14 protein-coding genes are annotated in these 15,816 nt (G+C 47.7%); 8 read left to right on the forward strand and 6 right to left on the reverse strand.

Annotated features, from left to right (window positions below; translation table 11 throughout):
- Window positions 1-19 precede the first annotated feature (19 nt).
- Both OVA33_RS00405 and OVA33_RS00410 read left to right on the forward strand, forming a co-directional pair.
- The gene (locus tag OVA33_RS00405) at window positions 20-904 is read left to right on the forward strand and encodes a shikimate dehydrogenase (RefSeq protein WP_007408504.1); all 885 of its coding nucleotides are present in this window, start codon (window positions 20-22) and stop codon (window positions 902-904) included.
- 135 nt (window positions 905-1,039) lie between these two features.
- Window positions 1,040-2,071: a LacI family DNA-binding transcriptional regulator gene (locus tag OVA33_RS00410; RefSeq protein WP_063637089.1), complete on the forward strand. Its 1,032-nt coding sequence runs from the start codon at window positions 1,040-1,042 to the stop codon at window positions 2,069-2,071.
- Between the two features lie 20 nt (window positions 2,072-2,091).
- Here OVA33_RS00410 and OVA33_RS00415 read toward each other — a convergent pair whose 3' ends face one another.
- Window positions 2,092-2,607, reverse strand: a complete 516-nt coding sequence (locus tag OVA33_RS00415) for a type 1 glutamine amidotransferase domain-containing protein (RefSeq protein WP_003155578.1) — start codon at window positions 2,605-2,607, stop codon at window positions 2,092-2,094.
- 220 nt (window positions 2,608-2,827) lie between these two features.
- Here OVA33_RS00415 and OVA33_RS00420 point away from each other — a divergent pair, with 220 nt between their 5' ends.
- The 3 genes from OVA33_RS00420 (at window position 2,828) to OVA33_RS00430 (ending at window position 9,212) form a co-directional block, all read left to right on the forward strand.
- Window positions 2,828-7,120 (forward strand): multifunctional 2',3'-cyclic-nucleotide 2'-phosphodiesterase/3'-nucleotidase/5'-nucleotidase, encoded by a 4,293-nt coding sequence (locus OVA33_RS00420; RefSeq protein ID WP_117363983.1) that lies wholly within the window; start codon window positions 2,828-2,830, stop codon window positions 7,118-7,120.
- A 194-nt stretch (window positions 7,121-7,314) separates the two neighbouring features.
- A complete protein-coding gene (locus tag OVA33_RS00425) occupies window positions 7,315-8,454 on the forward strand; it encodes a YibE/F family protein (RefSeq protein ID WP_013351380.1) in 1,140 nt (379 codons plus the stop codon).
- Window positions 8,451-9,212 (forward strand): YibE/F family protein, encoded by a 762-nt coding sequence (locus OVA33_RS00430; RefSeq protein ID WP_017419109.1) that lies wholly within the window; start codon window positions 8,451-8,453, stop codon window positions 9,210-9,212. The genes OVA33_RS00425 and OVA33_RS00430 overlap by 4 nt, the downstream gene beginning before the upstream one ends.
- 35 nt (window positions 9,213-9,247) lie before the next feature.
- Here the strand turns inward: OVA33_RS00430 and OVA33_RS00435 are convergent, their stop codons facing one another.
- The 4 genes from OVA33_RS00435 to treP all read right to left on the reverse strand — a co-directional run bounded on the left by OVA33_RS00435 (window position 9,248) and on the right by treP (window position 13,959).
- The gene (locus OVA33_RS00435; RefSeq protein ID WP_061861964.1) at window positions 9,248-9,913 is read right to left on the reverse strand and encodes an NAD(P)H-dependent oxidoreductase; all 666 of its coding nucleotides are present in this window, start codon (window positions 9,911-9,913) and stop codon (window positions 9,248-9,250) included.
- Window positions 9,914-10,045: 132 nt separating this feature from the next.
- A complete protein-coding gene (gene treR / locus OVA33_RS00440; protein WP_128974031.1) occupies window positions 10,046-10,762 on the reverse strand; it encodes a trehalose operon repressor in 717 nt (238 codons plus the stop codon).
- Window positions 10,763-10,783: 21 nt separating this feature from the next.
- On the reverse strand, window positions 10,784-12,469 hold the full coding sequence (gene treC / locus OVA33_RS00445; protein WP_110085582.1) for an alpha,alpha-phosphotrehalase: 1,686 nt from the start codon (window positions 12,467-12,469) through the stop codon (window positions 10,784-10,786).
- 74 nt (window positions 12,470-12,543) lie between these two features.
- The gene (gene treP / locus OVA33_RS00450) at window positions 12,544-13,959 is read right to left on the reverse strand and encodes a PTS system trehalose-specific EIIBC component (protein WP_017419106.1); all 1,416 of its coding nucleotides are present in this window, start codon (window positions 13,957-13,959) and stop codon (window positions 12,544-12,546) included.
- 270 nt (window positions 13,960-14,229) lie between these two features.
- On the opposite strand from treP, the gene OVA33_RS00455 reads away from it, so the two are divergent.
- From OVA33_RS00455 to OVA33_RS00465, 3 genes are read left to right on the forward strand one after another with little or no spacing between them, the layout of a single operon-like run.
- On the forward strand, window positions 14,230-14,490 hold the full coding sequence (locus tag OVA33_RS00455; RefSeq protein WP_007408496.1) for a spore germination protein: 261 nt from the start codon (window positions 14,230-14,232) through the stop codon (window positions 14,488-14,490).
- A gap of 14 nt (window positions 14,491-14,504) precedes the next feature.
- Window positions 14,505-14,747, forward strand: a complete 243-nt coding sequence (locus OVA33_RS00460) for a spore germination protein (RefSeq protein WP_003155595.1) — start codon at window positions 14,505-14,507, stop codon at window positions 14,745-14,747.
- A gap of 15 nt (window positions 14,748-14,762) precedes the next feature.
- Window positions 14,763-15,194: an Hsp20/alpha crystallin family protein gene (locus OVA33_RS00465; RefSeq protein ID WP_017419105.1), complete on the forward strand. Its 432-nt coding sequence runs from the start codon at window positions 14,763-14,765 to the stop codon at window positions 15,192-15,194.
- Window positions 15,195-15,203: 9 nt separating this feature from the next.
- Here the strand turns inward: OVA33_RS00465 and OVA33_RS00470 are convergent, their stop codons facing one another.
- Window positions 15,204-15,581, reverse strand: coding sequence for a DnaJ family domain-containing protein (locus OVA33_RS00470; RefSeq protein WP_063637086.1), 378 nt, complete (start codon window positions 15,579-15,581; stop codon window positions 15,204-15,206).
- Window positions 15,582-15,816 lie beyond the last annotated feature (235 nt).

The following is a 15,816-nucleotide window of genomic DNA, read 5'->3' on the forward strand; positions in this document are numbered from 1 at the left end:
ACTAACGGAGGAATACATCATGAAGAAAGATTTAGGACGGATTAACGGAAAAACTCAGCTTATCGGATTATTCGCGACACCGATCGGACACTCTTTATCTCCGGCGATGCACAACCTGGCGTTTAAAAAATTAGGATTGAACTACGCTTACCTCGCGTTTGAAGTCGGCAATGAACAGCTGGAAGATGTGGTAACGGGAATGCGCGCCTTAAACGTCAGAGGATTCAATGTCTCGATGCCGAACAAGATGAACATTCTCCCTTACCTCGATGAACTCGCGGATTCAGCGAAATTCACCGGCGCGGTGAATACAGTCGTTAATGAAAACGGCAGACTGATCGGACACTCGACTGACGGTATGGGATACGTCCGCAACTTAAAAGAACACGGCATCGATATCACAGGCAAAAAAATGACGCTGGTCGGTTCCGGCGGGGCCGCCACTCCGATAGCGATTCAATCCGCATTGGAAGGCCTCGGAGAAATCTCTATTTTCGCCCGTAATGACGCGTTTTTCGAAAAAGCGGAAGAAAACGTCCGCATTATCAATGAAGAAATGAAGGGATCTTCTTGTAAAGCGAAAGTCTTCCCGCTCGAAGATCAAGATGCGCTGCGTGCTGAAATCGCTTCAAGCGATATTTTCACAAACGGAACGGGTGTCGGCATGAAACCGCTTGAAGGCTTGAGCGTCATTGAAGATACATCCATGCTCCGTCCTGATTTGATTGTGACAGACGTCGTTTACAACCCCGTTACGTCGAAATTGCTTGAACAAGCTCAAGCGGCCGGCTGCAACACCATTAACGGCCTCGGCATGATGCTTTGGCAGGGCGCCATGGCGTTTGAATATTGGACAGGCCGTGAAATGCCGGTTCAGTATATTAAAGAGCAAATGTTTGAATAACCTATTGTAATAGAAGCGCCGAAGGACACTCCGTCTTCCGGCGCTTTGTCATTTTCTCCCCTCTCTCTTTCTTCTCATGCGCCAAAACGCTTATAATGGATGTAACGAATAAAAACCAAGTGAGGAATGCGACGTATGAAACAGCAAAAAAAACGCCGGGTGACATTGCAGCAGGTCGCTGAACATGCCGGCGTCTCAACATCCACCGCTTCATTAATCGTCCGCAACAATCCGCGAATTTCCGAAGCGACCCGTGAGAAAGTGCTGCAATCCATGCGGGAGCTGGGGTACGTATATGATCGGGTCGCCGCGAATTTACGATCACAGACGTCCACAACGGTAGGATTGATTATTACTGACATTTCCAATACGTTTTTCTCAGAGTTTCTGATCGGCGTTCAGAATACGCTTGAGGAAGTCGGATTAACGGTGCTGTTAGGCACGACATTTGATTCCGTCGCCAAGCAGGAGCAGCTGATCTCGACCATGCTGGAGCACAGGGTCGGCGGATTGATTTTGTGTCCGGTTTCAGGTACAGCTGAGGAAACCCTTTCCCGCCTTGAGCAGCTTGACATTCCGGTCGTGCTCGCCGTCAGGGAGATTGCCGATGCAGATTGTGATTTTGTCGGAGCCGATTATGAGGAAGGCACCTATAAGGCAGTGCGTCATTTCATTGAGAAAGGCCATCAGGAGATTGCGTTTCTGGGCGGCGTGAAGCACTCATCAACATGGACGAAGCGTATGAAAGGGTTTAAAAAAGCGCTCCGTGAAGCGGATCTGGAAGTGAAAAATGAATATGTCATTGACAGCGCGCCGACCCGCGAAGCAGGCTGTGAAGCCGTGACGGAGCTCCTCCGCCGGTCTGAGCGCCCGACCGCGATTTTCTGCTTCAGTGATTTGGTCGCGTTCGGTGTCATGCAAGGGATCAGAAAAGCCGGGCTCATCCCGGGCGAAGATATTGATATTGTCGGTTTTGATAACGTGCCGGAAGCTGAAATTTCTTATCCCCCGCTCACAACCGTTTCTTCCTTTCCGCGGCAGTCGGGAAAAGAAGCGGCTCAATTGCTGCATCATAAAATCACCAGTTCCCAGCACAAAAAACAACGCATTATTCTGGCGCCTGAGCTGGTCATCCGGGAATCTTCACAAAAAAAGCGGAACGCCTGATACGGCGCTCCGCTATTATATTACGCAAGCAGTTTTAATGATTCGCGGTTGAATGCCGGAATGTCATCCGGTGTGCGGCTTGTGACCAGCTGGTTCTGGCAGACGACGACTTCTTCATCCACAACATTCGCGCCCGCGTTTTCCATGTCGATTCGGATTGAAGTAAACCCTGTCGCTTTGCGCCCGTCCAATGCTTTCGCGTTGATGAGAAGCTGAGGTCCGTGGCAGATGGCGAACACCGGTTTTTTATCATCCATGAACGCTTTGGCAAATTGGACGAAACGGTCATCCGCACGCAGCATGTCAGGCGAGAATCCGCCCGGGATCAGCAATGCGTCAAAGTCTTTCGGATTCACATCATCGATGGACGCGTCCACTTTCACTTCCGCTTCCCCTTGTTTGCCTTTGACTGTTTTTCCTTTTTCCTGTTCAATTACGGTTAATTCATGACCCGCATCTTTAAAAGCTTTCGCAGGTTCAGTATACTCGACATCCTCAAAATAATCCGTTAATACAACTGCAATTTTTTTACCCATAGTTACTACCTCCTGCTTGATGAAGTCTACATAAATCCATGTACCCCAGCCACACTAACATCAAACATAGGTAACGCGTTTGCCGCTCATCCGTTTTACATAGGTCATTATCCTCATTTTTCATCTTTTTACAAGAATCATCATGAAATCTATATGAACTTTCACAAAATATTCTTACAATGGTACTGCATGACAAAATTTGTTGAAAGGTGGAGAACAGGTGAGAATACAGAAAAGACGATGCAGCGTCAATATGACACTCCGTATTCTGCTGCCCCTAGTTATGATACTTAGTCTAATCCTCCCAACATCACCCATTAAAGCAGAAGAAAACAAATCCTCCAGTGTGAATCTCAGCATTTTAGCCACAACTGACGTTCACGCTAACATGATGGACTACGATTACTACAGCGACAAACCGACAACGGAATTCGGGCTGGCCAGAACGGCTCAGCTTATTGAGAAGCACAGGCGCGAAAATCCGAATACGCTGCTTGTCGATAACGGAGACCTGATTCAGGGGAATCCCCTCGGAGAATACGCCGTAAAATATGAGAAAAATGATATTATCTCAGGCGCAAAGACCCATCCGATCATTGAAGTGATGAACAGTCTGCATTATGACGCAGGAACACTCGGCAATCATGAATTTAATTACGGGCTTGAATTTCTGGACGGGACGATCAAAGGCGCCGAATATCCGATCGTCAACGCCAATGTAAAAACATTAAGCGGCGAAAACCGCTATACGCCTTATGTCATAAAAGAGAAAACCGTTACAGATGAAAACGGCGGAAAGCATCAGATAAAAGTCGGCTACATCGGCTTTGTTCCTCCCCAAATCATGACGTGGGATAAGAAAAATCTCGAAGGCCGCGTTCAGGTCGAAGACATTGTGGAATCCGCAAAGAAAACCGTTCCGAAAATGAAAGCTGAAGGAGCCGATATCGTCATCGCCCTCGCCCACAGCGGCATCGAAAAAAAAGCGCAGTCTTCCGGCGCGGAAAATGCCGTTTTTGATCTGGCAACAAAAGTCAGCGGAATTGACGCCATCGTATCCGGGCATCAGCACGGGCTGTTCCCTGATGCCGAATACAAAGGCGCTGATCAATTCGACGTCGATAAAGGCACGATTAACGGCATCCCCGTTGTCATGTCCAGCAGCTGGGGCAAATATGCTGGCGTCATCGACCTCCGGCTCCAGAAAACAGACGGCGCGTGGCATGTGGAAGATGCAAAAGGCAGCATCGAGCCGATTGCCGGAAATGTGACTTCGGAAAACGAAACCGTCGTCAATACCGTCAAAAAAGCGCATGAAGGCACGCTCAAATATATCAGAGAACCTGTCGGCCAGACAAAAGCCGATATCAACAGTTTCTTCGCCCAAGTCAAAGATGATCCGTCCATTCAAATCGTAACGGATGCGCAAAAATGGTACGCCGAAAATAAGATGAAGGATACGAAATATAAAGATCTGCCTATCCTCTCGGCGGGCGCTCCGTTTAAAGCCGGCGGGCGGAACGGCTCAAATTACTATACAAACATTTCCGCTGGCGACCTCGCCATCAAAAACATCGGCGATTTGTACCTGTATGACAACACGGTTCAGATCGTCAAGCTGAACGGAAGCGAAGTGAAAGACTGGCTCGAAATGTCCGCGGGGCAATTTAATCAGATCGATCAGGCAAAAGGCGGCAGCCAAGCGCTTTTAAATGACGCCTACCGCTCATACAATTTTGATGTCATTGACGGTGTCACCTATCAGGTCGATGTCACAAAACCGGCGAAATACAACGAAAACGGAACAGTCATTCATCCCGATGCAAGCCGGATCGTCAACCTTTCTTATCAAGGAAAGCCCGTCAGCGCCAAGCAGGAATTTCTGATCGTCACAAATAATTACCGCGCTTCAGGCGGCGGAGGATTCCCTCACTTAAGCAATGATAAAATCGTATACTCTTCTGCCGATGAGAACAGGCAGGTCTTAATGGATTACATCATCCAGCAGAAAACGATTAATCCGCAGGCTGATCATAACTGGTCCATCCTTCCGGTCAAAGGGACAAACCTGACATTTGAATCTTCCTTGGCTGCAAAGCCGTTTGCCGACCGCGCAGATGACGTCGCCTATATCGGTGAATCACAAAACGCGGGCTACGGACAGTACAAGCTCCAATTCAAAGATGATGAACCGGGCACAAAGCCGCCGAAAGATGATGCATGGAAACTCACCGTTATGCATACAAACGACACGCACGCCCACCTTGATAACGCGGCGAGGCGGATGACGAAAATCAAAGAAATCAGAATCGAAACCGACCGCAGCATTTTACTGGATGCGGGAGACGTTTTCTCAGGCGATCTCTATTTCACAAAGTGGCAGGGGCTGGCTGATTTAAAATTGATGAACAGCATGGGCTACGACGCAATGACCTTCGGAAATCATGAGTTTGATAAAGGTCCGGGTGCTCTCGCCAGCTTCCTGAGCGGTAACGGGAGCGCGGTTGATCCGTCCGGAAAATACAATTTTCAAGCGCCTGACTTTCCGCTCGTCAGCTCAAATGTCGATGTGTCCAAAGAGTCAAAACTCAGACCATTCATGAAAAAAGCAGACACATTTACGGCAGGGAAAAAGAAAAAAGCAGGCATCTATCCATACATTCTGCTTGATGTAAACGGAGAAAAAGTCGCCGTATTCGGCTTAACGACAGAAGATACGTCCGTCACATCAAGCCCGGGAAAAAGCATTGTCTTTCATGATGCCTTCCAATCCGCACAAGATACGGTAAAAGAAATACAGAATAAGGAACATGTCAATAAAATTATCGCCCTGACCCATATCGGGCATCAGCGTGATCTCGATCTCGCCAAAAAGGTAAAAGGCATCGACTTGATCGTCGGCGGACATACGCATACGCTTGTAGATAAAATGGAGATAGTCAAAAACGAAGAGCCGACCATCGTCGCACAAGCAAAAGAATACGGTGAATACCTAGGCCGGGTTGATGTCGCATTTGACAAAAACGGCGTCGTCCTGCCGAAACAATCCTCTCTTCAGGCGCTGCCTGTGAACGAGCAGACGAAAGAAGACCCGGATCTGAAAGAAGAGCTTGATCCGTTTAAAAAAGAGCTCATCTCAGTCAAAAATGAAAAAGTCGGCTCAACGAAGGTCGCACTTGACGGCCAGCGTGAGCATGTCCGCTCCAAAGAAACGAATCTCGGGAACTTCATCGCAGACGGCATGCTTCAAAAAGCGAAGGAAGCGGCCGGCGCCCAACTTGCGATTACAAACGGGGGCGGCATCCGCGCAGGCATTGATAAAGGAGACATCACACTCGGTGATGTACTGAATGTGATGCCGTTCGGCAACACGCTTTACGTCGCGGATTTAACCGGAAAACAGATCAAACAAGCCCTGGAACAAGGGTTAAGCGGAATTGAGGCTCAAGGCGGCGCCTTCCCTCAAGTTGCCGGTTTAACATACACGTTTACACTGAATAAAAAGCCGGGACACCGCGTTCTTCAAGCCGCGGCCGTACAGGATGACGGCAGCGTAAAGCCGATTTCTGATAAGAAGACATACAGAGTCGCCACCAGTAACTTTGTCGGTGAAGGCGGAGACGGATATTCCGTCTTTAACGAAGCGTCCCATAAAGAAGACCTTGGCTTTGTCGACTATGAGGTCTTCACCGAGCAGCTTGAAAAAGCGGGAAAAGCGGTGGAACCGAAAGTTGACGGCCGCGCGCAGGAGGTGTACCTGCCGACGAAACAAAAAAACGGCTCATGGACCCTTGAAGATGACAGCGCATTTGCCGTCTATGCCAAAAACGCCAACACTCCGATCGTGTATTACGACAAGAATGACGGCGCCAAAAAGCAGATTGACCTCAGTGTGACCAAAAAACAGATCGGACTGTTAAAGGACAGAACAACTGATTCTTCCCTTACGATCCTGCATGACAAGTTCAGCATGAAAATGCCGATGGCAAACGCAGCCGCAGCTGATACAAGGTTCGGCGTATCGCCGAAAGGAAAAGTAAGCGGGTCGCTTTCAAATGTGTACGATTTTACAATGAAGCAGAACAACAAAGAAGTAAAAACATTCAAAGCGCCGGTAAAGCTCACCCTGCGCATTGAGAATACGAAAAAAGCGAAACAGCCGGGCATTTATCATGTAGACCGGAAAAAGCACGTCTATACAAAAACAGAAAACGGTTCGGTTTCACACGATCTCGTCACGGGCTATACAAATCATTTCAGTGAATACACCATATTAAACGCAAACACGAAGAGCGCGCCGCCGGCAAGCGGAGATCACGGCTCGGGAAAGCAGCCAAACGGACAAAACCCATCATCCGGCCCTGCGCAGGACGGAGTATCGCCGGGCGGCCTGCTTCCTGATACGGCCACAACTATGTATACCATTCTCCTTGCAGGGTTTCTCATCAGCGCGCTCGGAACGGCACTGTATCTGTATCAAAGAAGAAAAGCAAAAAAAGTGAACGAAGCATAAAAAAACCGCTTTTATCGGGCGGTTCGGCACAAGAGCTCCCCTGATCTGATATCAGGGGAGCTTTTCTGTCGGTCCCTTTCTGAGTCGACAGCCGCATGTCCGAATGATAAAATATCGCACAGACGTACAATCTATGGTATGACACTTCATGGCGGGTCTGGCTTTCCCGGCGCCGCCTGTTTGGAGGACTTTTATTGAAGATAACAGGAAAGATACGAAACAGCATGACTTACAAAAAAAAGCTGTTTTACGCAATAACAGCACTTTGTTTTATCGGCTCGCTCATTTTCGTCAATTACAACGCTTCTTTTTATGAGCGCCCGATTGCCAAAGTGACGAAAACAACATTGGAGCATCAATCTGACGTGCAGGACATGCATAAAAACAAAGATAGGATTTTCAATCAGAGGATCACAGCCAAACTTGAAAACGGCAGTCGGAAAGGACAGCTCATTCATTTGTCCAATCAATATTCATCCTCCGGAGCGAATGATCAGAAATATTCAATCGGCGATGAAGTATTCGTTTCTATTGATAAAGGAAACACGTCAAATAAGGATATATCGGGAAGCATTATAGATAAAAAACGGGATAAACAGCTTTTGCTGATCGCTTGGATTTTCATATTCACCTTGCTTATCGTCGGTAAAAAACAAGGCTTCTTTTCGATCATCAGCCTGATCTTTAACGCTGTTTTGCTGTCGTTTGCATTAGATTTGTACCGGAAGCACCAGAACATCGGGCTCATTTTCATCTGCGGTATCTGTATTCTCATCTTTACTGTCATATCATTGCTGCTTGTCAGCGGCTTTCACGCGAAAACATATGCGGCCATAGCCGCGACGCTCGCAGGCACATTTGTTTCCCTGCTGATTACGTATCTTGTGATGACGGCTGCCGGAGAGAAAGGGCTCAGATATGAAGAAATGCAGTATTTAACCCGCCCTTATCACACGGTGTTTATGGCTGGGGTATTCATCGGATCACTGGGAGCGGTCATGGATGTGGCCATTACCATGACGTCATCTGTCTTTGGGTTATATGAAGAAAACAAGAGTATCTCATTACAAGCGCTTAAACGGTCCGGGATGGAGATCGGAAAAGACATAATGGGGGCGATGACCAACATTCTGTTTTTTGCTTATATAAGCGGCTCTATTCCGATGATGCTTTTGTATCTGAAAAATGATTCACCGATAGGATTCACTCTTTCTATGAACATTTCCTTGGAAATAGCCAGAGCATTGGCCGGGGGGATCGGAATTGTTTTAACCATACCTGCCAGTCTGTATGCTTCTATCTTTTTCATTAAACGAAAGAAGGCAAGCTCATGAATGTCATCGTAATTCTTGCGGCGATTTTATTTCTATTGATGGTCATGATCGGCGGTAAAAAGGGAGCGAGATCATTTATTGCGTTATTTTTAAATTTCGGTGTTCTCTTTCTCACCATCATTTTAATGACAGACCCGCATATCAATCCGATTGTTTTAACATTGCTCTCTTCCGCCGTGATTTGCAGCATTACACTTTTTTATATTAACGGGGGAAACGTCAAAACCGTAACCGCCTTTATTTCTGCAATGCTGACGATTGTATTGCTGCTGTTTTTTATTATGGCCGTAACGAAACATACTTCGATTCAAGGATTTGGTGAAGAAGAACTGGGTGATATCGGTATATTCACGCTTTTTGTCGGGGTGGATTTTGTGAAGGTGACCGCTGCGATGATCATCATGGGCACGATAGGGGCGATTACCGATGTCGCGATTTCCATTACTTCACCCATGCGGGAAATTCACAGTCATAATCCGTCCATGAGCAGAAAAGATCTGTACACATTCGGATTAAGCATCGGGAGAGATATTTTAGGAACGAATACGAATACGTTATTCTTTGCTTTTTTCGGCAGCTATTTGGCTTTAATTATCTGGTTTAAAGACTTATCATACTCAGCTGAAAAAATTGTGAACTCAAAAGTATTCAGTGCGGAAGCCGTCACCATTCTTTGTGCCGGAATCGGGATCGGCATCATCATTCCCGTTACATCCTGGATCACCGCCTGTTTTTTAGCAAAACCAAATAAACGTTAAAAGCTGCCGGGACACGCCCGGCAGCTTTTTTTATCTTATACCCACTTTACAATGTCTTTTGAGGCAGATCTTGTTTTCGGGCGCGGTTCTCTGACACGGTAGCCGAATGCGGCCATAACAGAGATGTCGAAACTTCCGTTTTCCAGAAGCCCTTCTTCTTCAAGAATCCGGTGAATTTCTTTGTAGTTGAAGCCTTCTACAGGGCAGGAGTCGATTCCGATCTGCGCAGCGGCTGTCATCATATTGCCGAGGGCGATGTAAGTCTGTTTGGATGCCCAGTCAAACAGTGCGCGATCTGATTCAAGCAGATTGAAATCATTTTTCTGGAAGTCTTCCGTTTTGCTGATATAGCCTTCATACATATCTTCCGGCATTTTTTTGACTTCCCGCAGGTGGTTTTTGACATAGTCGGCGTCAAAACGGATATCCTTTGCCGTCCGGGCAAGCAGAAGTACGAAATGGCTTGCGGTCGGCAGCTGCTTTTGCGCCCCCCATGTGAACTCGCGGAGTTTTTCACGAAGCTCCGGGTTTTGAACGACGACAAATTTCCAAGGCTCCAAACCGAGTGAGCTTGGGGATAATCTTCCCGTTTCTAAAATGAATTCAAAATCGCTTTCTGAAATTTTTTTCTCAGGATCAAATTCCTTTGTGGCGTGTCTGAATTGATACGCTTCGATGATCTGCTGTTTTTTATCTGACATTCATGATCTCTCCTTTTCAATCGTTATGTACTATTGTAGCCAATATTTTTGAAAGTACCAGTACGCACATTTTTGTTGGATAGTATTCATTTTGATACTGACAAAAAAACGGGCTGCCGCGGCAGTCCGTTCTTATTTTTCTCTTCTCGCAAAGTCGACGAAACGGAATTTATCGAGCCTGTGCCGGCTTTCCGTGTACTGAAAGAGGCTGGTATCCTCCAAAAAGACGAGGTTTTTCACGACCGCCATATGGCTGAATCCGCCGAGATCCAAATACTTCCGGTCCTCTTCCCCCGCCGGCTCCACGACAATTTCCTTTTGCGCGTAGCTGATGGACAAGCCGAGCTCTCCTTCAAGATACTCATAGATCGAATCTTCACAAATCGTCTTCGTCAATAGAGGCACGTGTTTTTTCACAAAGTAATCCTTGTCCAAAATAATATGTTCTCCGTCAATCCGTCTTGATCTGACGACTTCCCACACCTTTTCATCCGCTTCTGCACCAAGCTCTTTTGCGGCTTCTGAGGGAGGCAGGATCAGCCCGAGACGGTGAACCGTCGTTCTCGTCTCTTTTCCGAGCGTTTCCGAAAGCTCTTTGAAGCTGATCAGGCCTGAGACGGGAAAACGCATTTTTTCTCTGTCTAATATGACGGAACCTTTGCCTTTGATTTTCTGGATGTAGCCGTTTTGCGCCAGCATATTGAGCGCTTTGCGGACGGTTTCTCGTGATGTGCCGTATTGATCGCACAAATCATTTTCAGACGGAAGAACGTCTTCAGCCTTCCGCTGGCCGCTTTCGATCTGCCGCACCATATCTTTATAGATTGTGATGTATTTATTCACTTTCATTTGACCACCCAGATTAGTGTATCACGCTTTTGTCAGATGATAAACGATCGATTCATACGGACGGAGCGTCAATCGTTCCGGCCGCCCTTCCCTCGGTTCATCATTCGTCAGCAGCACCGTAAACCGCCAGCCGTCCGTGTCTTCAAGCGGAACCGTAAAGTCCGCTTCTTTCCCGTAGAAGTTGTTGATGCACAGCAGTTTTTCATCCTTGCCGTGTCTGACGTACGCCAGAACCGCCGGATCGTCTTCAGCAAGCAGCTCAAACGTTCCTTCAGTCACGATGTCATATTCCTTTCTGAGCTTGATGAGCTTCTGATAATGGTAGAAAATTGAATCCGGGTCCCGCAAAGCCGCTTCCGCGTTAATGTCCCGATAATCATCCGCCGCCGGAATCCAAGGCGTTCCCGTCGTGAAACCGCCGTGCGGCCTGCTGTTCCACTGAATGGGGGTTCTTGCATTGTCTCTTGATTTCTCTTTTAAAATGGCGATAATGTCATTTTCGGGCACGCCTTCTTCCTTCATCTTTTTGTACATGTTCAATGATTCGACATCGCGGTATGAGCCGATGTCATCGAATTTCGGATTGCCCATGCCGATCTCCTCACCTTGATAAATGTAAGGCGTGCCCTGCATCATATGAATGGCCGACGCCAGCATTTTGGCTGATTTTGTGCGGTATACGCCGTCGTCTCCGTATCTGGATACGGCCCGCGGCTGGTCATGGTTGCACCAGAATAATGCATTCCAGCCTCCGCCTTTTTGCATCTCCGTCTGCCAAAACGCTAAAATCCGTTTCAGCTTCAGAAAATCAAACGGAGCGAGCGCCCATTTTTCACCATTCGGATAATCCACTTTTAAATGATGAAAGTTAAAGGTCATATCGAGTTCTTTATTCTCAGGGTTTGTGTACCGGATGCAGTGGTCCGCCGTTGTCGAGGACATTTCACCGACCGTCATGCTGTCATATTTCGAAAACACTTCCCGGTTCATCTCATGGAGAAATTCGTGCACGCGCGGCCCGTCCGTATAATAAGGGCGCCCGTCACGCCCATCCTCGGCATCAGGAAACGATTGGTCTTTAGAAATGAGGTTGATCACATCCAGCCGGAAGCCGTCGATCCCTTTTCGGAACCAAAAATGCATCATGTCGTAAACCTGTTTTCTCATCTCTTCATTTTCCCAGTTCAAATCAGCCTGCGACACATCAAATAAATGCAGATAGTGCTGGCCTGACGCCGGGTCGAGCTCCCAAGCGGAACCGCCGAATTTTGATTCCCAGTTGTTCGGCGCCCGGCCGTCTTCCTTTCCGTCTTTCCAAATGTAAAAATCCCGATACGGACTGTCGGGTGACGAGGCCGCTTCTTTGAACCATTGATGCTCGACTGATGTATGGTTTACGACAAGATCCATGACGACCTTGATTCCTCTTTTGTGCGCTTCATCAAGAAGGCGTTCAAAATCCTCCATCGTTCCGTATTCTTCATAAATGGTGCAGTAATCGCGAATGTCATAACCGTTGTCATTCTGCGGCGAATCGTAAATCGGCGTAAGCCAAATGACATCAATCAAAAGCTTCTGCAAATAATCAAGCTTCTCGATAATACCGTTCAGATCACCGATCCCGTTTCCCGTCGTATCATTAAAGCTCTTCGGATAAATTTGATATACCGCTGCCTTTTTCCACCATGGTGTGCTGTCTGTTTTCATTTTTCTTCACCGCCTGTATTGTTTTGAATGGAAAGGAAAAGGGACAGCCTGTTAGAAGGCGCCCCGCAGGTTTTCTATTTTTGCCGTTTCAGCCGCGCATACCCGTATGTCCCCGCAAACGGGAGAATCAGCACAATCAGCATTCCGATCGCAAACGGACCCCAGTACTGACTCATAATAGAGAAGATCCCCGGGACGCCGCCGACTCCGACCGAGCTTGCGAGAACGCCTTTGACGGAGATGAACATCCCCGCGATCCCCGAACTGATCATGGCGATCACAAACGGAAATTTGCAACGCAGATTCACGCCGAAAATCGCCGGTTCGGTAATGCCCAAATATGCGGAAATGCCGGCCGTCAGTGAAAGCCCCCGCTGTTTTTTATCTTTTGTAATCAGCATCATGGCCAGAGCCGCCGATCCTTGAGCGATATTTGACAATGCGAGCATCGGCCATAAAAATGTGCCGCCGAGCTTTGAGCCGATTAATTGAAGATCGACCGCGAGAAACGTATGGTGCATCCCCGTGATCACAAGCGCCGAATACAGCCCTCCGTACAGCAGGCCTCCGATGGCGGAGAATTGGCCGAAAACGGCAATCAATCCCGCCGTCAGCGCGTTACCGATCGCAAAGGTAATCGGACCGATGATAACAAAGGATAGAAAACCGATGACCAAAAGCGTCACCGGCGCGACGACTAACAGCTGAATGCCCTCCGGCGTCCGTTTCGTCAAAAAGAGCTCAAGCCTGGCAAGTAAATAAGACGCCAGCAGAATCGGAAGCATCTGACCTTGATACCCGACTTTCTGCACCTCAAGGCCGAACAGGTTCCACACCGGAATATCGCCGCTCTGCTCGGCAGCCCCGTAGCCCCATGCGTTTAACAGATCAGGATGCACCAGCATCAGCCCGAGCACGATGCCCAAAAGCGGGCTTCCTCCGAACCGCTTCACTGCCGACCAGCCGATTAAAGCCGGCAGAAAAGCGAAAGCCGTCCCCGCGATCAGATTAATCATATTGGCGAGATCCGCCCATTGCGGATATACTTGGACAATCGATTTGGCGCTGTAGAAAATGCCTTCCGCCGTTAAAATGTTGTTCAGACCCATTAACAGCCCGGCCGTGACGATCGCCGGCAAGATCGGAATAAAGATGTCCGCAAGCGTTTTCACAGCACGCTGTAAAGGATTCATTTTTTGCGCTGCCGCCTTCTTCACGTCATCTTTGGACGCTTCACCCATCCCCGTTTCCTTCACTAATTCCGCATATACTTTGTTGACCGTCCCCTGCCCGATCACGACTTGAAACTGCCCGTTTACTGCAAAAGATCCTTTGACAATGTCTATTGCATCAAGCATTTTTTGGTTTACTTTGGTTTCATCTATTAACGCAAACCGCAAACGCGTCACACAATGAGTCGCCGCCTCAATATTTTCGATTCCGCCGACAGCTTCAGCGATCTGCCGCGCAGCCCGGTTAAACTCACCCATGCCAACCCCTCCGTAACCGTTTTCATTTCGTCTTGCAAACTTGTATATACATGTTTATGACTCTATTGTAATGATGTATAAACATGTCGTCAATCTATTTTTATAGCGCTTTCATCACAAATATACTGCGAAAGACCCTGAAACAAAAAAAGCCCCGCCGGAACCGGGCCTTGACTTCTTGTTTTATCGGGAACATGTCCGGGCGGAATTCACAACAGGAGCACAAAAAGCATACAGTACTGTACAACTAAGTTAAAGAGGTGTGAAGAGATGCCATCCACTGTTATCAACCTGTACTATTTGAAGATTAACAGTATTTCTGGCAACGGATCTATTACGATTGGGGAAGCGGCATACAACAGTCCCACCACAAATAACAAATCACAAGGACTGAACTCTTCATTCGGCGATACGTCACCTATAGAATCGATGATGGAGAACTTGTTAAATGATCCTGATGTCAACGACCAGACAGCCATCGGAACCGCAGATACCGCAAATATTACGCCGGTGCCGCCCATTATAGATTAAAGGGGTTTTTATGAATGCCTTACCAAATTAACGTCGTCAATATAAAAGTAAACGGAGCAACGCAAAACGGAAACGTCGATATCGGTCAGACCGTACAAAACAGCCACACCGCCAACAGCAAATTTGTCGGCGCGAACTTTTCTTTAGGGGATTTTTCGCCGGCCGCCGGATGTTTGAATTCGGGCCATCTTGACCCTGACGTGAGCGACCAAGATCAGATCGCCAACCCGTCAATGCCGATCGCAAATCAAATATAGGGAGGTTCTGCCGAAGTGGATATCGAAAAAATGAGAAAGTGGCTTGAGATTACGAACGAGCACAAGCCCAGCGACTTTTGGACCAATGTCCTGAAACGGAAATCTCCCGAAGATTTTTTCTCCTTACAAAAAAACACCCTGACTTATGATATTTATCAGGATGAACAGCACACATTTGTCATTGTGGAAATGCCCGGCGTTTACGAAGAAGAATTGACATTGAGGCTGCTGTCAAGAACACGGCTGCATATAAGAGGAAACATCACACCCCTTTTTCCAAAGAACATGGGCGTCTGCCAAAACCGGTATTACGGGGAAATCGATGAGACGATTGAGCTTCCTGAACCGGCTGAGCCCCGCCTGTTACAGGCGCAGTGCGTAAACGGCCTGCTCCACATTTCCTACCCGCGCCTTATGGAGCACATTCCTTTTCAGAAAAAAATCTAAAGAGCCGGCTTACGGGCGGCCCAGCTGTCTGTACACTTTCTCCTTATAATGAGAAGATGCGGGTTTTGAGAACATGGCTTTCTCCTCCGTCAGTTTATCGAGTCTGACTTGTTTTTCCGTCCGTTTGTTCCGCAGGTGATCCCGCTCCTGTTCATTGCGGCACTTGGCGATCAAATAATCGAGCGTCATCAGCTCTTTCTTCAGCGCGCCCTCATCCTCGGCGATCCCGGCGTTTTTTAATATGCGGTAGCCCATTCTGAGCGATTCCGGAAGATGTGCGGCATCGTCTTTGGGCAGGGGCTTTCCCATTCCTTTGATGCCGGCGAACTCTCCATCCTTAATGGCGCGCTTGATTTTATCTTCAGCCACGATATGGGCAATATCCATCACTGTTCACCTCTTTTTTCAATAGAACCGGGTGTGATCATACGGAAACACAAATCCCAGTTTGTGCCATTTGCGTTTTTTAAAGCTGTCATTCAACAGATCAACCCCCGTTGCGACAGCGTTTTTCGCCCTTTTTCCGATGAGCCTTTTCCACCTTTTCTATTTGCTGGTTTCATGGTATATTGATTACGTTCGTTTTTTCTATCGTTCCGTGTAAACCGTGATCGGAAAAAAG

This window comes from Bacillus sp. KICET-1 (assembly GCF_027721405.1).
In the GTDB taxonomy this organism is placed as follows: Bacteria; Bacillota; Bacilli; order Bacillales; family Bacillaceae; genus Bacillus; species Bacillus velezensis.